The 21,779-nt window shown below is 39.9% G+C and carries 16 protein-coding genes and 1 tRNA gene; 10 read left to right on the top strand and 7 right to left on the bottom strand.

The genetic code is table 11. The features are described from left to right. The first annotated feature begins 18 nt into the window (after positions 1-18). Positions 19-3,216 carry a SpoIIE family protein phosphatase gene (locus ND855_RS11865; protein ID WP_265358506.1) on the top strand — a complete coding sequence of 1,066 codons (3,198 nt, stop codon included), beginning with the start codon at positions 19-21 and terminating at the stop codon, positions 3,214-3,216. A gap of 1 nt (position 3,217) precedes the next feature. Here the strand turns inward: ND855_RS11865 and ND855_RS11860 are convergent, their stop codons facing one another. The 5 genes from ND855_RS11860 to murA all read right to left on the bottom strand — a co-directional run bounded on the left by ND855_RS11860 (position 3,218) and on the right by murA (position 8,055). Then, positions 3,218-4,582 (bottom strand): FliI/YscN family ATPase, encoded by a 1,365-nt coding sequence (locus ND855_RS11860; protein ID WP_265358505.1) that lies wholly within the window; start codon positions 4,580-4,582, stop codon positions 3,218-3,220. 76 nt (positions 4,583-4,658) lie between these two features. Continuing rightward, complete coding sequence (locus ND855_RS11855; RefSeq protein WP_265358504.1) at positions 4,659-5,489, bottom strand: hypothetical protein; 831 nt, start codon at positions 5,487-5,489, stop codon at positions 4,659-4,661. 90 nt (positions 5,490-5,579) lie between these two features. After that, entirely contained in the window at positions 5,580-5,894 is a 315-nt protein-coding gene (locus ND855_RS11850; protein WP_015678495.1) for an LIC10235 family protein, read from the bottom strand. A 169-nt stretch (positions 5,895-6,063) separates the two neighbouring features. Beyond that, complete coding sequence (locus ND855_RS11845) at positions 6,064-6,750, bottom strand: 4Fe-4S dicluster domain-containing protein (protein ID WP_265358503.1); 687 nt, start codon at positions 6,748-6,750, stop codon at positions 6,064-6,066. Continuing rightward, positions 6,751-8,055 carry a UDP-N-acetylglucosamine 1-carboxyvinyltransferase gene (murA, locus tag ND855_RS11840; protein WP_135639225.1) on the bottom strand — a complete coding sequence of 435 codons (1,305 nt, stop codon included), beginning with the start codon at positions 8,053-8,055 and terminating at the stop codon, positions 6,751-6,753. 44 nt (positions 8,056-8,099) lie between these two features. Here murA and ND855_RS11835 point away from each other — a divergent pair, with 44 nt between their 5' ends. Beyond that, positions 8,100-9,242, top strand: a complete 1,143-nt coding sequence (locus ND855_RS11835; RefSeq protein WP_135604863.1) for a hypothetical protein — start codon at positions 8,100-8,102, stop codon at positions 9,240-9,242. Positions 9,243-9,248: 6 nt separating this feature from the next. Here ND855_RS11835 and ND855_RS11830 read toward each other — a convergent pair whose 3' ends face one another. After that, a complete protein-coding gene (locus tag ND855_RS11830) occupies positions 9,249-11,015 on the bottom strand; it encodes a glycoside hydrolase family 3 protein (RefSeq protein ID WP_265358502.1) in 1,767 nt (588 codons plus the stop codon). Between the two features lie 91 nt (positions 11,016-11,106). Between ND855_RS11830 and ND855_RS11825 the strand changes: the two genes are divergently transcribed. After that, entirely contained in the window at positions 11,107-12,276 is a 1,170-nt protein-coding gene (locus tag ND855_RS11825; RefSeq protein ID WP_265358501.1) for a DUF3095 domain-containing protein, read from the top strand. Between the two features lie 75 nt (positions 12,277-12,351). Here the strand turns inward: ND855_RS11825 and ND855_RS11820 are convergent, their stop codons facing one another. Then, the gene (locus tag ND855_RS11820; RefSeq protein WP_265358500.1) at positions 12,352-15,099 is read right to left on the bottom strand and encodes a hypothetical protein; all 2,748 of its coding nucleotides are present in this window, start codon (positions 15,097-15,099) and stop codon (positions 12,352-12,354) included. A 300-nt stretch (positions 15,100-15,399) separates the two neighbouring features. Between ND855_RS11820 and ND855_RS11815 the strand changes: the two genes are divergently transcribed. From ND855_RS11815 to clpX, 7 genes are all read left to right on the top strand, one after another. After that, a complete protein-coding gene (locus tag ND855_RS11815) occupies positions 15,400-16,086 on the top strand; it encodes an OmpA family protein (protein WP_265358499.1) in 687 nt (228 codons plus the stop codon). 25 nt (positions 16,087-16,111) lie between these two features. After that, positions 16,112-17,365 carry a hypothetical protein gene (locus tag ND855_RS11810; protein ID WP_407658713.1) on the top strand — a complete coding sequence of 418 codons (1,254 nt, stop codon included), beginning with the start codon at positions 16,112-16,114 and terminating at the stop codon, positions 17,363-17,365. Positions 17,366-17,475: 110 nt separating this feature from the next. Continuing rightward, positions 17,476-18,138 carry an arylesterase gene (locus ND855_RS11805; protein ID WP_265358498.1) on the top strand — a complete coding sequence of 221 codons (663 nt, stop codon included), beginning with the start codon at positions 17,476-17,478 and terminating at the stop codon, positions 18,136-18,138. A 249-nt stretch (positions 18,139-18,387) separates the two neighbouring features. Beyond that, a tRNA-Gly gene (locus ND855_RS11800) sits at positions 18,388-18,459 on the top strand. A gap of 62 nt (positions 18,460-18,521) precedes the next feature. Beyond that, positions 18,522-19,868, top strand: coding sequence for a trigger factor (tig, locus tag ND855_RS11795; RefSeq protein WP_265358497.1), 1,347 nt, complete (start codon positions 18,522-18,524; stop codon positions 19,866-19,868). 3 nt (positions 19,869-19,871) lie between these two features. After that, entirely contained in the window at positions 19,872-20,474 is a 603-nt protein-coding gene (gene clpP / locus ND855_RS11790) for an ATP-dependent Clp endopeptidase proteolytic subunit ClpP (protein ID WP_100716412.1), read from the top strand. Between the two features lie 12 nt (positions 20,475-20,486). Continuing rightward, the gene (gene clpX / locus ND855_RS11785; protein ID WP_100716413.1) at positions 20,487-21,767 is read left to right on the top strand and encodes an ATP-dependent Clp protease ATP-binding subunit ClpX; all 1,281 of its coding nucleotides are present in this window, start codon (positions 20,487-20,489) and stop codon (positions 21,765-21,767) included. The last annotated feature ends 12 nt before the right edge of the window (positions 21,768-21,779 follow it).

Here is a 21,779-nt window from a genome sequence, read left to right as displayed (position 1 = left end):
TTCGGTTCTAAATAATTTTTGTACTCTTTTTTACTCGTATTTTTAAAAAAATACGTAAAACTTGGAGTATTGTCCCATAAATACTTACATCTCCTATTGTTTGTTTGGAGCCAGTTTTTAGGTTCCTTTTCTCCTGCTTTTGCCACCTCACTCGGAGATTCAGTGGAATCCAGTGGTGGAAACCCGATCCATTTGGAAGGGGATTGGGAGTTTTACCCCAGAGTGTTTTTATCGGAAGTGGAAACTCGGGATCTTCCTTTCCAAATGTTAACAGTCCCTGGAATTTGGAACTCTGTCCTTGGCAATGGAGAAGGGTATGGGACCTACCGCCTTGTATTGCAAAAGCCAAGTTATTTGGCAAATGAGGAAGTGTTTGGAATCAAAATTTTGGATGTGGCAACTGCCTCACGTGTGTTTTGGAACGGCAAACAACTTGGTTCTTCCGGTGTTGTCGCAAAAACACGAGACAAGTCTGACCCTTCTTACCAATTCCAATTGTATCCTTTACCATGGAAGGATGGCCCAAACGAGTTACTCATTGAAATTTCTAATTTCCATCATGCTAAGGGTGGGTTATGGGAACCACCTTACATCGGTGAGTGGAACCAATTGTATAGGGAAAGTGAATCAGACCTTGCCTCTTCCTTGTTTTTGGCAGGATCTGTATTTATCATTGCATTGTATCATTTTGGATTGTTTTACTTTCGGCGCACAGACAAAGGGAATTTATTATTTGGATTTGCCGCTTTACTTTTAGCCCTTCGCACTTTATTCACTGGTGAAAGATTTGTCTTCAATGAACTTGCCCCAATTTTAAGTTGGAATATTTGTTTACGAATCGAATACTTTACGTTTTATATTTCACCTTATTTGTTCTTTGCATTTTTTCGTGAGTTTTATCCTGATTATTATCCAAAATGGATGCACAGGTTACTTCTTTTTCCCACATTATTATTCATTTCATTTTTGATAGTACTACCAACACAAGTTTATACAGAACTAAATAGTTATTACCAAATTGTATTTTTATTTGGAATCCTCATGATATTGCAAGGAGTGTTCCGAGCAGCCATCCACAAAAAAGAAAGTGGGTTTTTGTTTTTAGTGGGAATCTGCACAGTTGCAATTGCAGCACTTGTAGATTTGTTAAACGCAAACCAAATTTTTTATTCAGTGGAAGCAATTCCGATTGGTATTTTTGTTTTTATCCTAGTTCAATCTCTTACACTTTCTAGAAGATTTAGCCGTGCATTTTCAGAAGTGGAAACTTTATCGAAACGATTATTGGCTTTAGATAAACTGAAAGATGAATTTCTAGCAAATACTTCCCATGAATTAAAAACACCATTAAATGGAATTATTGGCATCGCCGAATCTATGTTTGATGGTATAGGTGGGAAACTAAACCAAGAGCAGAGACAAAATTTGGGTATGATTGTCAGTTCAGGGAAAAGACTCTCTTCGTTAGTTGATGACATTTTAGATTTTTCCAAAATGAAAAATCGTGATTTGGATTTAGACCTGAAGGCAATTGACCTACACCAAATTTGTGATTTTGTACTTGTGATCTCAAGACCCTTATATGTAACAAAAAATCTTACCGTTCGGAATAATGTTCCTATCGATTTTCCACCGATTCTCGGTGATGAAGCAAGACTCCAACAAATTTTGTTCAATATCATTGGGAATGCAATTAAGTTCACAGAAAAGGGAAGGATTGAAGTTTCTTGTGAAATCGCAGATAAAATGGCAGTGATTTCCATCCGAGATACTGGAATTGGAATTCCTAAAGATAAGTTTTCTGACATCTTTCGTTCCTTTGAACAAGTGGATTCTTCCACAACACGAAAGTTTGGTGGGACTGGACTTGGGCTCGCCATTTCAAAACGGTTGGTTGAACTCCATGGAGGAAATATTTGGGTAGAATCTGTTCCTTCAGAAGGTTCTGTGTTTTCTTTTTCATTACCTTTAGCAAGAGAAGGAGAAATCCCTATCGAAAAACCTCCAATGAAAAAAACAGAGATGTGGTTTGGTGGAGACAATTTTGATTTTGAGCCAATAGAAGACACAGAAGAAGAATTTGATGGTGAAAAATTAAAAGTCATCGTTGTGGATGATGAACCTATTAACCGTCAGGTGTTAAAAAACCATTTAACATTGATTGGGTGTGATGTAAGTGAAGCTGCGAATGGTGTGGATGCGATTCGTCTTGTGAGAGATGAAGGACCATTTGAACTCATGATACTCGATATTATGATGCCAGGAATGAGTGGATATGATGTTTGTGCTGTTTTACGAGAATCATATTCTTTATACCAATTGCCTATATTGTTTTTAACCGCAAAAAACCAAATTGCTGACATTATCGCTGCATTGGAAGCAGGTGGAAATGATTACTTGGCAAAACCTTTCGACAAACGTGAATTGATCTCTCGTGCTAAAAATCTAATTACCTTAAAAAAAGCAGTAGAAGAACAAAACAAATTCATCGCCATTCAAAACGAATTGGGATTAGCTCGAAAACTTCAATACTCCATTCTACCTGAAGAAGCACCAAATGTAGTAGGTATCAAAACAGAGTTTTATTATGAACCAATGGATAGTATTGGAGGAGACTTTTTTGATTTCCATGCGATCTCTGAAACAGAACTAGGAGTTCTCATCGCGGACGTATCTGGGCATGGAATTCCAGCTGCCTTAGTGTCAGCGATGTTAAAAATTGCATTTTCCACACAAGTGAGGCTTGCGAAAGAACCTTCCCAACTTTTGAACCAAATCAATGCAACGCTCCTTGGAAAGATGAAAGGTGCATTTGTGACTGCATCTTATATCTATATCAATTTAGAAACCAAACAAATGATCCATGCTCGTTGTGGACACCCTCCTCTTATCCTCAACCGAAAAGGGGAAAACAAAGCCAAACTCAGTATGCCACAAGGAAAACTAATTGGTTGGATTCCGGAACTTGATATTCAGGAAGACCATATTCAAATCCAATCAGGTGATCGAATTGTGTTGTATACAGATGGAATTACAGAAGCTACCAATGCACAAAAAGATATGATTGGCCAAGAAAATTGGGAAATGATGTCGCACCGTTATAGTGGTTATCCAGTCACAGAATCAAAACGATTGTTACTCGAAAAAATCAAAGAGTTTACAGGGAATAGAACACCAGATGATGACGTTACACTCGTCATCTTAGAAATTGAATGATTTAGAATTCATCATCAGTTCTTGATGATGTTTGTAAGATCAGTTCTAGTTTTTTGATCGCCTCGTTGTAAGAAGATTTTTCTTCAATTCGTTGTCTTAAATAGTCATCAATTTGCGATTTTTTATCAATTGCCATGTCTATTTTTTCATCAGCACCACGCACATAGGCATTGAGTAAAATAATATCTTCTGAATTTTTGTATTTGGATATTAACTCCCTTACAATGGAAGCACGCATATAGTGATCTTCATTCACAATTTTTTGCATCAATCGAGAAAGCGAAGAAGGAACGTCAATGGCAGGGTAATGGCTTTGTTCGGCAAGTTTTCTCGTTAAGACAATATGTCCGTCGATAAATCCTCGCACCTTGTCTGCCACAATATCATCCATATCATCTTCTGCATCAGTTAATACTGTATAAAATCCAGTAATGGAACCGCCGTTATGTGAAGTGCCGGCTCGTTCGACAAGTTTTGCCATTTTGGTAAACACACTTGATGCATATCCTTTTGTGACGACAGGTTCACCTATGGATAATTCTCTTAATGCTTCTGCATACCGTGTGAGGGAGTCCATATACAAATTGACAGACATTCCTTTTTCGCGGAAGTATTCTGCTGCAGAACAGGCTAGGTTAGCACAACTTACCTGTTCCATTTTGGAAGAATCAGAAGTCGCAACAAAAACAACCGATCTTGCCAATGCTTCTTTCCCAAGTTCTACGTGTAAAAATTCATTTACCTCGCGGCCCCTTTCTCCAATGAGAGCGACTACGTTTACATCTGCGTTCGTATAACGGGCGATCATACCAAGTAAACTGGATTTACCAACTCCAGAACCTGAAAAAATTCCAATCCGTTGTCCCCGCCCAACTGTTAACATACCATCAATGGCACGAACCCCTGTTTCTAAAATTTCAGAGATAGGAGGGCGATCGAGTGGGTTTAAGAACCTAGGTTCGGAAGCTCTTTCTTCTTTTGTGATGAGGATCCCTTTGTTATCAATTGGTTTTCCCAGACCATTTAAAACTCGTCCTAAAAGTTCAGGACCTGCATTTAATGTGATTTGTCTACCAGAGGAAAATACAAAGGCATGAGGGAAAATTTCTTGAGTATCACCTAATGGCATTAAGGTGTAAAGATGGTCTTTAAATCCAACGAGTACGCAAGCTAAATAACCTTTGTCAGACCCACGTTCGACTTCTAAAATTTCACCCACTTTGGAATCGGGTGGACCTTGGGAATAGATCACGTTCCCCACAACAGAAACAACGACCCCACTTTTGCGAATGGGTTCGATTTTTTCGACGACATTCAGGTATTTCGAAATGGCATCGATTTGTTCTGTGAATTTTTTTTCGATCATGGGGTCTTTTCACTCATCCAATCATGAGACATAATTAAATCAAGCGAATTGAGACCCCGCGATTCCCTTCTGTCCTTTATCGACAGAGTTTGATTTGGTCCATATTGGAGATCAGTTTAGGGGAGGGCAGTTTTTTTCCAAGTTTGACATTCCCACCTTCGGCAAGGCTTGCCGATTCGTAAGCCCACTTGCCAAAATTGGTTGGGATTGTAAAACAATCAGGGAAAGTTTTGGTTTCCGTCAAATCTTTGCCTGTCCAAACGAGGATACGATCCGGTGTTCGTACATACAATTTGGTTCCCTCTTCTGACCAGCGAATCCCATACAGAGGCAATGCGGTCCAGAAACTGAGAGGGTAGGACTGCACCGATTTGTCAGCAGTTTGCAGGATGGACAATTCGAATTCAGTGAATTCATCTTCTTTGGTTGGACTTGCTGTGATGAGTGCTATTAAATTTCCGTTGGGAGACGGAGCCATTTGGAAAATGATTTTCCTTTCAGGAGTTGCTGGATATGAAAATGCACCACCTACTTCCGGGTAAATGGAAAGAGTTTGGTTAAGAGTTCCATATTCGTCATTTTTACCATATAACACAAATAACATGTTCGATTTTGTATGGTAAAAGATTCCATCCCCTAACGCCCAAGATGGTAAATCCCATTCCCTTACTACTTTTCCTCCTGTAACACCGTTCGTTACTAATTTGATATGACTTTTGTAATCACGTTTGTCAGTGGTTCCATTGAGAGGGTTCCAAGAATCTTTCTCTTGGTAAGCAACTGTTAAAACCAAGTTTACATTCGGATCATTACTAGGTGAAATTTCTTCTGGCAATTGTGCATCACGCCAAATGAGTTGTGAACAACCAAAAACAGAAAGCAGGAGAAAAGGAAGGAGAGTTTTCATAGGAGATGAGGTTACGGTAAAATGAGTCTCTGTAAACAAAAAAGGGGACCTAGTGTCCCCTTTCAGTTAGAAAAGTGAATGGAAAGGAAATTATTTTCCTTTTTTCGCTTTTGCTTTTTCTTTATTCTTTTGGTCGATTTCTGCTCTATGAGTGTCGCAAAGTCTGTAAAGAATTCCTGTTACCGGATTTTTACGAGTTACTTTGGTACCACAAACGATGCATAGACCTTGTGCTCTTCTTCTTTTGTAAAGTTGTTGAACTCTCTCCGCTCCAGATGCTTTGTACTTGGAGATTTGAATTCTGAATCCTTTGAAAAGGTAATTCCCAATCGACTTCTCTGGGTCTTTTTTAAGATCATCCGCGATTTTGTCGATTTGTCCTGGGCCTACTTTTTGTGGTTCCATAGCTTTCTTTTTCCTTTAAATTTAATTTATATTTTTTTTGACGAAGGGAAATCCCTTGCCCTAACAAGAGTATCTCTCTTCTTTCATAAAAATTCAAGATATTTTTTTTACCGAATAACAATTTTTTGATGTTTTGCGAAGTTTTTTTTCTAAAACGTTTGATAGGTGATCATTCGCTTTTGAATAATTTAATCTGAATTGCTTTTGGAAAACTTGGACAAGTTTCTACACATAACCCACATCCTGTGCAACTCGATTGTGCAAAAACTGGTAAATTCCCTTTAAATTTAACGGTTTTTTCGATAGGGCAGGTAACAAAACAAGCATTACAGGTTGATTCCCCTGTTTTTTCATTGATACAAAATTCTTTTAAAAGTTTCGCCTTACCGAACTTTGGTGTTGTTTCGGACACTTCGTACGGTAATAATGCTTTTTCGGGACAAGCCGTAATACATGGCCAATCAGAACAAAGGTGGCAGGCTTTTGCATTCGGATCAAAATGTGGATATGTTTTTTCTGAATCTGTTGCTGTAACAGGGAATAGGACGGCATAAGGACAGGCAAAAATACATTCGTTACAACCTGTACAGAGAGAAAAAAAATCTTTTGTTGCTCCAGGAGGTAAAGACAGAGTTTGGAACATCTTTGTCTTACGTTTCCGAACAAGAGTCGGCTTGCTTTTTTGTTTTGTTTTCTTTGTGATTGGTTTTGGATTGGATTTGGAACCTTTTTTAGGGATTTGGTCTGTTTCTTCCTGCCAAACTTCTTTGATGGCTTCGGAAATTTCATCCGCTTTCGTGAAGGTAAATTGGAAAACGGATTTAAATCCTTCTCGGAAAAGATCCTTTCGTTTCATTTAACTCGGAATTCTTTCGATTTGTGCCCCAAGTGACCGTAACCTTGTATCAATAGACTCAAATCCTCTGTCAATTTGTACGATGTTATGGATCTCACTTTGGCCTTCTGCACAAAGAGCAGCAATGATCATCGCCATTCCCGCACGAATGTCAGGGCTTGCCACTCGTTGTCCATACAATCTGTTGGCACCAATCACAATGGCCCTATGTGGGTCACAAAGGATGATTTGGGCACCCATTGCGATGATATTATCCACAAAAAAGAGTCTGGATTCAAAGAGTTTTTCATGGATGAGAACGGTTCCCTTACACTGAGTAGCAGTCACTAAAGCCACTGATGTCATATCAGCTGGGAACCCAGGCCAAGGTGCATCATCAATTTTGGGAGTGGCTCCATGGTAGTCAGGTATGATTTCCATTTTTTGGTCGGAGGGGACGAGGATACCAGTTTCTGTTGGTCGCACCTCGATCCCAAGTCGGGAATAGACCATTCGGATCATTCGGATGTCTTCTAAATTAACATCGGTAATATGGATTTCCCCACCTGTTACGGCCGCTAAACTAATAAAAGATCCAACTTCCAAATAATCTGAACCAATGCGGTGTCGTAAACCACCACTCGGAGAAGAAAGTGAAGTAACACCTGTGATCGTTAGGTGGTTTGTCCCAATCCCTTCGATTTTGGCACCTGCCGCTTGTAAAAATCGGCAAAGTCCCTGTACATGTGGTTCGGAAGCCGCATTGCGAATGATCGTGGTTCCTTCTGCAAAAACAGCTGCCATCACTGCATTTTCTGTCGCAGTCACCGACGCCTCATCGAGTAGGATGTCTTTACCGAACAAACGATCCGCTGTGATCATATAACCGTCAGGAAAGACTTCAATTTTTGCGCCAAGGGCTTCCAAAGCAAGGAGGTGGGTGTCCATACGACGGCGACCAATTTTGTCTCCACCAGGTTTAGGTAAAAAGACACGCCCAGTTCTTGCGAGGATGGGGCCAGCAAGAGTCACAGCTCCTCTCAGTTGGGAACAAAGTTCATATGGTAAATCCGATTTCACTGGATTTTTTTTCTGAAAGAGGTAAGATCCTTTGGTATCGAGGGAAGTTATTTCCACACCAATGTGGCGGAGGACATCCATGAGCTTCTGGACATCGGCAATTTCGGGTAGATTTTCTAAAATCACGTCTCCCTCCCATAAGAGTAAAGCTCCTAGGAGTGGAAGTGCTTCGTTTTTATTTCCTTGGGGAACAATTGTCCCGTGGAGTGGATTTTTGCCGATAATTTTAAAGTAGGAAGAGCTCACCTTGCTTCCATTCGACACAACGGAGATATGAGGAAAAGTAATTTATGAATTTTATGGCACAAGTCGTTTGGATTTTTCCAAAATTTGATACAATCTACATCTTTTACATTTTTCTCATGGGAGTTGCAGCCTTTATTTACGTAAAGGTCATGAACTACTTACAAAACAAACAAACAAGTGTGGTAAACCACTGGGTCGAGTTCCAACGATACGCCATTGCAAGAAAATGCAACCAAGTGGAACTCAATATCCTACATAGTTTTTATGACCATTTGAATGATGATGAACGCGAAATTTACCTTCTCCCTGAAAATAGGAACAAACTCAAAAATGCATTGTATCGTTATTTTCTAAAATCCAATGCAAATACAACCGAGAAGGAAGTGAATCTTTTTGATAAACTCTTTCGTTCTGGTGTTGAATTCAAAAAAGAAATTTTATCCTTAAACGATTTAACCGTTGGTGAAGTAGCAGCCTTGGAAGCTGACGGACGAGAAGAACTAACCTATGTGATGCAAAAAACTTCCGACGAATTACTTTTATCCACAAAGGGTTTGTCGAAAGACTTACTGGTCCCAGGAAAAGAAGCAAAATTATATGTATTCCGTCCTAGTAGTGGTGGTTATTTGTTAGATGGCAAAGTGATCAGAACCAATGATAGTGGAGTGATTTTTCACTTTAATGGTAAAATTGAAAGAAAAGGGGAATCGCATTTGATGTTAATGGACAAAATGTCGATTACCATTTCACCTTGGCCACCTCCTGAAGAAAAAAAGGATTTAGAATTAGATAAACATAAATTATTACTCAGTGAAGAAAACATTGATAAACAATTAGAAGTCTTAAAACGAATTGCCAAAGACCAAAAAGAGAATAACGAAAAAAAATTCGAAATCAAAGAAACAGCAAAACCATTCATCACAATTTCGGAACGATTGTCTGACCGAGGTATTTTGTTTACCTTTCCTTCGGGGATTTCTTCGGAAATTTGGAAACACCAAGATTTATGGGAAGTTAGTTTTAGTTTTGATAATGGACCCACTTTTCATATTCGCTCAAAGATGATGCCCACCAAACAAAAGTCAGATTTATATTTGTTACGATATGTAGATGCAGATGAAACAATGCGGAAGTCTTTGTATGAAGAAATCCGCAAACGTGGTGGAGTGAGAGAGGTTTTATCTTAATCTAAATTATAAACTTTCAGGAAAAGCACCTTTGGAAGGTGTCTTTAATTCCTTTGTTAATAAAATCAAATCCACTTTTGGAATCTCTTTTCCAGAAGTGAGTTTCACTCCAAGTGCTTCCCAAGAACCAACCGTTAACGAAAAAGATAATAGATACTCTACGTTTTCCATTTCCGGCAATTGGATGAAGGGTGTTCCTCCGTGGAGTACAAGGAAACGTTTGTTTGGAAATTTTTTGGCAAGACTGACAACAGATAGAATTTCTGGTTCCGAAGTGGAATCAAACAGATATGTAGTATATGTTTTTTGTTTCACATAACTTCCAAATGATTTGGTGGGAACTGATTGGATTTTTTTTGATTTCAAAACCTCTTTCAGTTTTTGGTTTTTAACGAAGGAAAGAGTTTGTTCTGGTAAAATTTGAGATGTTTTCACCGCTTTGGGGTAAGCACGGATCGAATCTTCATTGATTTCTTTCGCAAAAAAAAGTGACTTACTGAGTGTTGTGTAACGATCGTTTCTTTCTTTTTCCCAAGCCGTCAGGAATTCTTTTTGTTTTTGGTTTTCTTCGTATACTTTTGGTAAGATGGAATTTGTATCATAGATACCTAGTTCCAATTTTTTGCGGACTTGTTTTTGGACTGCTTCTTTTAAGATGTCATGTTCTTTTCCTTCTTTGTCTACAAAGCGGAATTCTCCCTTTTTGTAAGCATCCATCAATTGAGCTTTGAATTTTTTGGCAGTTTCTCCCCAACTTGTGAGTAAAACGATATTGGCACCAGCAAGGATTGTTAAAACACCAGGTCTGTCTTTTTCATAGTTTTTGGAAATGGCATGCATCTCCATTGCGTCTGTGATGATGATCCCATCAAACTGGAGTGATTTTCGTAAAACATCTGTTAGAATCGTCTTAGAGAGTGTAGCTGGAAAATTTGGATCAATTTTTGGATACACAATATGAGCAGACATCACCGCTTCTGCCCCACCTAGGATGGATTGTTTGAATGGAACTAGTTCCAGTTTTTCTAAATCCTCAAGGCTTTTATTGATGATTGGAAGTCCGAGATGGCTATCAACAGTGGTATCGCCATGACCTGGAAAATGTTTGATCACTGGTAAACATCCACCGGCTCTTGCACCTTTTTCATAAGCAACGGCAACTTCCGAAACTCGATTAACATCTGATCCAAACGAACGAGTGTTAATGACTGGATTCAGTGGGTTGTTATTGATGTCCAAAACAGGTGCAAATAAAAAATTCAAACCTAAACTTCTCAGTTCATAGGATGTGACAAAACCTACAGTTTCTCCCCATTCCTTTTTCCCAGTTTGTCCCACAGCCATTGCACCAGGGTAATGTGTGATCCCATCTTGGACACGGAACACACGACCTCCTTCTTGGTCTGTTGAGATGAGAAAAGGTTGTAAGCCGTTTTCTTTGGCAGCGATTTGAAGATTTTCAGTGAGGGAAAGGATCTCTTCTTTTTTGCCTAAGTTTTTACCAAAGAGGATGATACCACCTGGTTTCGTTTGTTTGATTTCATCTAGCGCAATTTGGTCTACAGTTTTGGAAGGAATCGCAATGTGGATGGTTTGGCCTACCAATTCTTCTTCCGACATGTTGTTTGTGATCGACCATGCTTTTTCATCCAACCATCGTTTTCTTTCATTTGCTGCAAGTTCCGTGAGGTAAAAACCAAAACAATAAGAGGAGCCAAAAAATCCGAACAAAAGGAAAAGGGAAAAGGTGGTACGTAGAAGAACTTGGTTCATAGAGTATGATTGTACGTTTTACGATCCGCTTTTCTAAGACAACTACGAAAAATCTCTCATATCTCTTTGGTTTGGGTCGTCTGAGTATCTAGTGGATGATTTTTATAAAAACATAAAACCTAGTTCTCAGTTCCAAAGTATCTTTGAAGAGACAACCGTCGCAAAGGTCCCCGATGATTGGTTTGTCCTCATCACAGATATTGTTGGTTCCACAAAAGCAATTGAGGAAGGACGATACAAAGATGTAAACACTGCCGGTGGACTTACTGCCATTGCGGTTGCCAATGTTTATGGGCATATGGACTTTCCATTTGTATTTGGTGGCGATGGTGTCACATTTTTATTACCCATCAATTTATTATTCCCCATTCGTTCTGCGATTGCAGATACCATTTTGCAAGTGAAGTCTGCCTTTGGACTTACCATGAGAGCAGGTATTGTTCCTGTCCAAGAATTGTACCGAGCAGGGACAGAATTATTTTTAAGTAAATTCAAAGCTTCTGATCATTATGTTCAATGTTCCCTCTTTGGAACGGCTCTTCCTCTTGCGGAACAATGGATCAAAGAAGGAAAAGATGAATCTTATTTGGTCCGTGAAAATGAAAAAATTCTACCTGCTGACTTTACTGGATTTACATGCCGTTGGAAGGATGTCCCAAGTGAAAGAGGAGAAATTGTATCTCTTATTGTCAAACCTAATCATACTGATTTAGAAGTTTGTAAGAAGATCATAATACGAGTGTTAAACTTTATCAAGTCTGAATATGGTGAAGAAAAAGAATACCATCCACTAAACCTTGATCAAATCAACTTGGGCTCAGGTAATGAACTCAAGAAAGAGGCGGTTGCAAGGACTGGTAAACATTCTGGATTCAAATACGCTCTTACCTTAACCAAAATTTGGATCGAAAGGACAGTAATGGCGATCGCCATCAAATGGAAATTGCCACTTAAGTCGGGGCATTATTCCTTGGATCGATTAAAGGAATACCAGGTGATGAGTGCTGATTTTCGCAAATATGATGGCACTCTCAAAATGGTGATTGATGGGACCAGGAAACATCGGTTAGCTTTAGAATCCTTTTTGCAAAAATTAGAAGCGGAAGGTTTATTACATTATGGACTTTTTGTATCCAACAGGTCACTTATGACTTGTGTCTTAAAAGTAGCATCCTCGGATGAAGTTCATTTTGTGGATGGAGCGGATGGCGGTTTTGCGATGGCCGCCAAATCCCTGAAGGAAAAAATAAAAGGGCTTTGAGCCCTCAAGTGATTGATCCAAATCTGTTTGTTTCACTGAACTTTTGTTTGTCTGATCCCGAAGCAAACACAAAGATTACTGTTGCACACAGATTAATTTCTTCGTAGCAGAACAAATGGCTTCTTGGCTTGTGACACTTGTATTTGATGCCATTGTCCAAGTTTGTCCATACAAGTAAGAACTTGGTGTAGAAGGACAGTTTTGATACGTAAAACCATTACAATTGTGACGGTATGTCAATCCATCACCCGTACACGCGGGGGTAAATCCAACCTGTGTTGCCGCTGTTAGGCTCGTTGTCATCCCCGTCCAGTACTGATCACCCACTGTAGAAAACGAACGAGAGATACTTGTTGGATCAAATCCAGCGGAACCATTTGCTACAAATAAACTCGTATGTTCATCACTACAATTGGTATACCCAGAACTATTACAACGGTAATAATGATTTCCAGCTGTTAGTACCCAGTTGGTTCCATTCGGAATTCTGTCATTAACTGCACCACCACTATTACTAACAATTAGGGCTTTATAAGTTCCCACTGGAACTCCACCTGGTTTGTTATTATCACATGTGTTATCAGCACCAAACACACCTTGTGCGGTCATTTCTCCGTTATAACTAGCAGTGGTTACAAAGATAGCTTTACCGGCTGGTTCATCGTCTTCGTTGGTGATCGTATGGTCACTTGGGCTAGTTGCATTTTGGTAATTTGTGTCTGTGTTTGCAACCATGGAGAGTTGGATGTCAAAACTTTGGTTTCCATCCGAATAGGTATCATCAAGTCCCACAACAGTGAAGGTTTGTTTTTTGGCAGAACTTGCACATCCACTATCAGAAGCATTGCCAGGTTCCACTTCACTATTCACAGGGAAGGTGATAGGGGAGGAAGTGATAGTCCCACATTCACCAGAGGCAGCCGTTCCCGCTGCATACGATTTACAAGTGATATTGAGAACAACCGGTTGTGTTGGGTTATTCCCTCCTAAACAAACCGATACCGTTGCTGTATTGGTAGTTCCTTCCCGAGTGTTTCCCACATGAGAGATATAAAAAGATTTTTCATCATCAGTTGTGGCTGCATAAACATCAATGGGATCATAGGAAAGACCTCCCGTAGACAAAGCCGTTGTGACAGTCCAGTTTTGGGTGAGATCCACGAGGACATCATCCAAATGTGTGAGGACAATTTGGTTTGTCCCGCCAGATTCCATAAAATTATAGTTAGATGAGGATACAGTGACAGTTCCAGGAACAGTTCCTTCTGTTGTATCAGAGCTTGTGAGGCCAATGCTGATATCTGAACTTGGTGCTGCTTGGGAGATCATCCAAATATTTGTAGACCCACCTTCCACAGCAGACAATCGGTTGACAGAAGTTCCCAATGGAGATCCTGAAAAATTACATGGTTGGAGGAGATGGGTTCCATCATTATCACAAGAACGCACAGAAAAGGTTGGTTCGGCCACGGTTGTATTGTAGGTAGCATCAGCTGAAGATGCGACAAAGGATACCGTGTAATCCGCATTGCCTGTGTTTGCTGAGTCTGATTTCCCTTCGACTTGGAAGGTTTGGTATACATTCCAATCAGATGTTGTAAAACTGAGAGTGGGTGTGAGGATATTACATTTATTCCCACAATTGGAAGAAAAATTAAGTGTGACCGTATTTGTCGGTTTGGTGCGGAGTTTGATTTGGAATTGTGAGTATTTGGTTCCAAAACGATTACTTTCATCTGTGGCAAAACGATTGATCGCTCCACCTGATGCACCAGTAGTTCCCGTTGTGGCATCAAACCTTTGGTAGGCGTAACCAGGAACACTTTGGTCTCGGTTGTAAACCACAACATTTCTTGGTTTGATTCCATTATAATCGGCGTCAGAACTACTTGTATTTGATACTTCTACCGTATACACTTTGATGCCGTCAATTTCCAAATCATCAACGGATGTGATGGTCACAGATTGTGGAGTATTATAATTTCCTGTCGTGAAAGTTAACGTTTTTGGATTCGCTGTTCCTTCGCGGTTACTGGCATTGATCGAATCATACACTTCATTGATGGGAATGGTAACATTGGCAGTGGGTGCCGTTCGTAAAACCACTTGGAAGGTCCCATTGGTTGCCGTTGCAGATGGGCCTGGTTCTTCCATCACTCGAGAGATATTAGACACACGAACACCAGGGCCTTCATCATCATCTACCGCAACAGAAATATCACATGCATCCTTTCCTGTATAGGTCCCTGAAATTTCCTCACCACTTCCGTTTTTTTGAGTCATCGTTCCAAGGGCAATTGTCATTGGATCTACTTTTGCACTTCTAACTGCATCTTGAACCACTGTGAATGTAAAACATTGTCTTTGTGTGACTCCATTGCCAGTGAACGTGAGTTTGGTGGGGATGGCAACATCGGGAGCAGGGAAGGTTTTGAGTGATGTGATCCTTGTTCCATAATTCGAAGTTACAGAAACAGGTATCTCCAAACTCCCGCTAAACGGAGCACTGGGATAAATACAGGTTTGGAAGGATTTATAACCCCAAGAAGTCCCACCATCTGTATCCACATCATCCAAACCATTTTCATTCACTGTGCTAAAGGTAGAGTTCACATCTCCATCTTCCGAAAGGGAAACAAGTTTGGTTGAAATGGTAACATCCGACGAACAAGTAGTTGTTGGATTCCCGAATGTTCGTTCAAAACGTTCGCTAATTCCAAATAATAGATTGTCTCCTGCTGATGCGGCTCCACTACAACTCACTAGGAGTGATACTAAGAATAATGACAAGGAAGATGCCAGTCGTTGTTTGGTGGAGTTCATGCTAAATTTCCCGTAAACCAATCTTTTTTATAAAACAATAAATGGATGCCTTTCCATTCATGGCAACGACAATCTCACCCTAGTGTAGAAAGAGTGTACAAATAACTTACGTTAAACAATGTTTATTATAGAAACAAAGATTTGTAAATGTCATTCAATCGATTCGTATTTTTACTAGGCAAATGTGGCAAAGTTACGTTAAATTGAAGGAAAGAGTTTGAAATTAATTTCCAATCATCTCTTAAGAGAATTATCAATTGATTTCTATTCTTGGTGCAAAAGATAGGGACAGTTCGTTCTATGTTTAGAAAATTATTCTTCACAGTTCTTTCATTATCCATTACCTATTGTCAGACGACCACCAAACCAGAGTGGATGGAATCAGAGACTTTTCAAAGATTTTGTGGCTGTGTTCATATTGATGAATCCAAACCCAGTGAACATTTGGGAAGTTTACCTGTTGGTTCTCTCGATAAATTAGGAACTCCTGATTACCTAGAAAAATTATACAAAGGATTACGAAGTGATTTTGAACATACAGGTACTCCTTTTGAAGAAGTAGGTGGAAGTTTAGTTGCCAAAGGTGTTGAACTCAAACGAATCGAAGACGATGAAAAAAGACTTCGTGAACTTCTCATCATCATTGACGGGGACGTTGCCTTCCCTTCAGGAAAATCTACGTTAACACCCAAAGCAAAGGAACTCATCGCAAAAGTGGGAGACGCCATGGAAGCCTATCCGGAAACCAATTGCCGGATTGGTGGTCACACAGATAGTGTTGGGGCATTTTCCATGAATTTAAAACTCAGTAAAGAAAGATCTCAATCTGTAAAAAAAGAACTCAAACTTGTTCATAAAATCGCAGAAGAACGATTTAAAGAAGTGGATGGTTATGCTGATTTACATAAGATCGTAGATACAATGTTAGCTGAAAAGAAAAATCGTAGAACTGAAATTTACGTAGGGACAGTTCGCATTGTTTACTAAAAATTTAAATCGAAAAAAAAGGCTATTGATTCTCACTCTTGTATTGGTTATCTGTTTTGTGTTTGGTGCGAGTCAACTAACAGCAGAAGAAACAAGTAAGACAAACCCAGTTGTTGAACCAAAAAAAGATTCGATAACAACACCAGAAAAAACAAATCCAATTGTGGCTCCAAAAACCGATACAACTTCGGTTTCCGAACCACCCAGTACAAATCCACTCGTGAGTTGGGAACGGAGAGAAGACAACCAAACTCCTATGGAGATTTTTAACAAAGTATACGAACACAGATTGATGATTCGAAGTGGGTTCGGATTTGGAAAATTGTCTCCAGCGATCCTGAATGAGACGGGACCTGCTTGGTTCCAAAATTCTTTATTTCGCCAAATCACAGAACCTGGTGCTCCACTTGCCATTCCCTATAAACCTGCAAAAGATTTAGGTGTTAACTCGCAGTTTTTTGACATTCGGTATGGTTATAAAAATAAATATGAAATCCAGTATGCCGAAGATACTACGTTAGGTGTCTACAGCCGTAACCTTCCTGCTTCCAATAATTTTATTTCTCCACGGACAGATTCCTATTGGGCAAGTAGTTTTGAAGGGAACCGATTACTCCGTTTTGAAGGAGTAAGCCAAAATTTACGTTTTTCCTACACACATCCGATTACCAAAATATTGATGGTTGGTCCCTCGATCAACTTCCATCGTTATACGGAACGAAACAATATTTCCTATGGTTCTTATTCGACAAGTCGTCCTGAAGCAAACGTACCGAATAAAACTACTTGGTCGATTGGTGGTGATGCCAATGCCGAATATTCCATGAAAGGAATTTTGCCAGGTATTTATTCAAAATTAAAACTTAGGGATTGGTGGGAGATCCGAGCACGTTTGGAACTTCTGGACAGGAAGGGAAATTTTTCTGTGTTAGGTTCTCAAATCATCCAAGAAGTATTTAATGATAATTCCTCTTCTCTCACGGCAGTGATCCCTGCGTATGGGGGAAGGGTTAGAGATAAAGGAACCATTCTCAATTTAGAAACATCTTTCCAATATTGTCGTTTTTCCTTGGACATAGGAATGATCCGCCAAGATGTCAAACGGACCTATGAAACCTATTTGGGAGACACAGTGGGATCAGTGCCAAGAAGTGATTATTCTGCCAGAAGTGTTTATATAGGATTTTCGGAGATGTCAACATCCATCAAACACACTGTTACAGAATTTTATATCATGCCTGGTGTTTCCTTCTACTATGACGAGGATAAAATTTATTAGGAAATAGTCCTTCCTTTCGAAATGTTTTTTCTTTGGAATTGGTTATGGTATTCAAATTTGTTAGCTAAAAATGTTTGCATTTTCTTAGATTGAGACCAATCTAATGAGTGATGCCTTACTTCATTACAATCGTATCACTTCTCTTCCTGTTCCAATGTGGGAATCCTTCTGATCCAGAGAAAGAAAAGAAAACAGGTTTTCCATCTGAAAACCAACCAAAACGGATTCTTTATTTTGGAGATTCCTTAACGGCTGGTTATGGACTTCTGAATTATGAAGATGCTTGGCCTCATGTACTTACAAATCGAATCAATGGTGAAGGGTATTCCTACCAAATGACCAATGCAGGTGTGTCAGGTGATACAACGAGTGGAGGCCTTGGGAGATTGGAATGGGTACTCGCGGAAAAACCATCCATCTTTGTTCTGGAATTAGGTGCAAATGATATGTTACGTGGCATCAGTCCAACAGTCACAAAAGAAAACCTACGAACCATGGTAAAACAAATAAAATCACAATACCCTAACACCAAAATTCTGTTAGTTGGTATGATGGCAACACCGAATATGGGGAAAAAATATGCCTCCGCTTTTAATTCAATTTATCCTGAACTTGCAAAAGAAGAAAACATTCCACTTGTTCCTTTTATCTTAGAAAAAGTGGCTACCATTCGCAAACTCAACCAAAAGGATGGAATCCATCCTACGGAAGCCGGCCACAAACTCGTTGCAGACACAGTGTATCCTTATCTCAAACCTCTCTTAGAAAAATAAGATCCTTCTCCATCCGAAGTCCCTTTTGGATGGAGTAACGATCGTTGACAGAAAACGGAATCAAATCCTATCCTTTCCCAGAACGACCCTCCCGATACGATGTTGTTAGGTGGTGGTTTCAGATGGAACCCCTACCACTGAAATTAAATTCAATTCCATACCCCATTGGGATGGATTTCCATTCATGCTTTTCCACTTTTTTCCTTGCCGATTTGATTAGGTTCCAAATGATGGTTTCACAAACCTTCTGCGGGAATAGCTCAGCGGTAGAGCATCTCCTTGCCAAGGAGAGGGTCGCGGGTTCAAGTCCCGTTTCCCGCTAATGAAGGTCTTCTTCTTTTTCTTTCCACTACACTCTCTTTTTTTACACTGGATATAATACGATGGAATTTACGGCTAAAAAAAATAACAACGCAACTTGTGACCTCAGCATTCAATTTAGCGCTGAAGAAGTCCGCACCGCCTACTCACAGGCTTACAAAAATGCAGCTGAAAAAGTAAAAATCCCTGGGTTTCGACCAGGAAAAGCTCCCCTGAATATGGTGGAAAAAGTCCTAGGTGACACCGTGATGGACGATGCTGCCAACATCATGTTAAACCAAGCAATGGCAGACCTCTTTGACAAATTGGAACACAAACCAATCCGTTTGCCACAATTCCAAATGGAAACGTTTGATAAAAATACTGGTGCAAAGGCAAAAGCCACTTACGATACAAAACCGGAAGTCACCTTACCAAAGTTAAAGAAAATCAAAATCCAACCGAAAGAAATTAAAATTTCGGATGCAGACATCCAAAAAGAATTGGAAGGAATCCAAAAAAACATGGCTCGTAATTCTTTGAAAGAAGAAGGCGAACCAGTTGAGGCATCCGACTTACTAGAAATAAATTATAAGTTTAAGGAAACTGGAAAAGAATACCCAGATGCCAACCAAACGGGAAAATTCCAAATGGGTGCTCCCCAAAACCCTCCAGGGTTTGAGAACAATCTCCTTGGAATGAAACTCAATGAAACAAAAGAGTTCACATTCACGTATCCAGATGTATACCCTGCATCTCCTGAGTCTGCTGGAAAATCAATCATCTACACAGTAACAGTGACTGCGATTTACAAGGTAACTTACCCTGAAATCAATGATGATTTTGCTTCTGAAGTGGATGGTTCTGCCAACTTACAAGAGTTAAAAGAAAAAACTAAAAAACAACTAATTGAGATTTTTGGAAATGCACTCACAAAACGTGCAACAGATGATGCTTACAACGAAATCATCAAAGAATCCAAATTCATCATCCCAGAATCCCTCATTTATGAAGAAACAGAAACTGTTTTCAAAAACTTCATGCGTGAATTTGGCCTTCCTGTCACTTCTCTTTCCGACTATGCAAAACGCCTAGGAAAAGAAGAAAAAGAAGTAAGGGAATCTTTCTCCAAAGCAGCGGAAAAACGCATCCAAACTTACATTTTGAAGCAAAAAATCGCTGATGACTACAAAATTGTCATTTCTGACGAGGAAGTTGAGGCCGGTTACGAAAAAGAGGCGTCTGCCCAAGGAATTCCTGCCGAAACTCTCAAAAAAGAAGTCCAAAAACAGAAGGCGGAAACCTACTACCGTGACAAATTCCTGTTTGATAAAATTGACGAGTTTGTTTACGCTGAGGTAGAGAAAAAATCGCCAAAAGCAATTTCAACGGAAGAAGCTGAGAAAATTCTTAGCGGGAAAGAAGAGTAAACTATGTCCACACTGATGCCTTATGTCATTGAACAAACAAGCCGTGGCGAACGCCAATACGACATTTTTTCACGGTTATTAAAAGATCGGATTATATTTTTAGGTTCTGCCATCGACGAAACCTATGCGAATGTGATTTCCGCTCAACTTTTGTTTTTAGAAGCGGAAAACCCAGACAGAGATATTTATCTCTACATCAATAGCCCTGGTGGTTATGTGAGTTCTGGTCTTGCGATTTATGACACAATGCAACTGATCAAACCAGAGGTGCGAACCCTTTGTATTGGACAGGCATCTTCTATGGCGGCTCTTTTACTTGCTGGTGGAGCAAAGGGAAAACGTTCTGCCCTTCCGAATTCACGTATTATGTTACACCAACCGTATGGTGGAGCAGGTGGACAAGCTTCTGATATTGAGATCTCTGCGAAAGAAATCATCAAGATCAAGGACAAACTCATCGATCTTTATGGTAAACACACAGGAAAGTCTGCTGACCAAATCCGCAAAGACACCGAAAGAAATTTCTTTATGAGTGCAGATGAAGCCAAAGAATACGGCATCATTGACAACGTGATCCAAGAACGCAAACAAATGCCACAAGCCTAAGGGGGCGTCTCCATGACCAAACGTGCAAGCCAAACGGGTAATTCCAGAGAAAAATTACATTGTTCTTTCTGCGGAAAGGCCCAAGACGAAGTAAGAAGGCTTGTCGCAGGTCCTGGTGTTTATATCTGCGATGAATGTATTTCCTTGTGTAACGAAATCATCGCAGAAGAACCTCAAAGTGGTGAAAAAACTGCAATTGTGGGAGACATCCCAAAACCTACTGAAATCAAAAAAATCTTAGACCAGTATGTGATTGGACAAGAACAAGCCAAAAAAGCTTTGTCTGTTGCCGTTTACAATCACTACAAACGAATCTTCCATAACGAACGTAAGGCGGGAGACGTGGAATTGGAAAAATCCAATATCATGCTCATTGGACCTACAGGTTCAGGAAAAACCTTACTCGCACAAACACTCGCTAGGATTCTTAAAGTTCCTTTTGCGATTGTGGATGCAACAGCACTCACTGAAGCCGGGTATGTGGGAGAAGATGTGGAAAACATCATCCTCAAACTCATTCAAAACGCAGACAATGATGTGAAACGTGCTGAGATGGGAATCATCTACATTGACGAAATTGATAAAATTTCTCGTAAGTCCGACTCTGCTTCCATCACTCGTGATGTGAGTGGGGAAGGGGTCCAACAAGCTCTTCTCAAAATCATTGAGGGAACTGTTGCCAATGTGCCACCACAAGGCGGACGTAAACACCCTCACCAGGAATACATCCCAGTCGAAACCAAAAACATCCTCTTCATTTGTGGGGGAGCCTTTGTCGGTCTCACTGACATCATCAAACAACGAGTTGGTGTCAAATCCATTGGTTTCCATTCCAACGAAGTGGTAAACGACAAAGGAAGGAAAATCGAAGAAGGGGAATCGGTAGTACACCATGTAATCCCTGATGATTTGATGAAATTTGGTCTGATCCCAGAATTTATAGGACGACTTCCTATCATTGCCACTCTCGATGAGTTAACGATCGAAAGTTTGAAATCTATTTTTACAGAACCAAAAAATTCCCTTCTCAAACAATACCAAAAGATGTTTGATATCGAGAATGTAAAACTCAAGTTCACAGAGTCCGCGATCGAAGCGATTGCCCAAACCGCAATCAAACGGGAAAGTGGTGCGAGAGGACTTCGTGCCATTGTAGAAGAGATCATGATGGAACTCATGTTCCAAATTCCTTCACGTAAGGATGTTTTGGAAGTGGTAGTTACTGACGAAACCGTTCTCAAAAAAGAAGCACCCATTACGATTTTAAAAGGTGATATCGAAAAGATCGCATAAATTCTATTTGTT

It is taken from the genome of Leptospira paudalimensis, assembly GCF_026151345.1.
Taxonomy (GTDB): Bacteria; Spirochaetota; Leptospiria; order Leptospirales; family Leptospiraceae; genus Leptospira_A; species Leptospira_A paudalimensis.
Note: the sequence above shows the minus strand (reverse complement) of the source record. Positions and strands in the feature narration are given on the sequence as shown.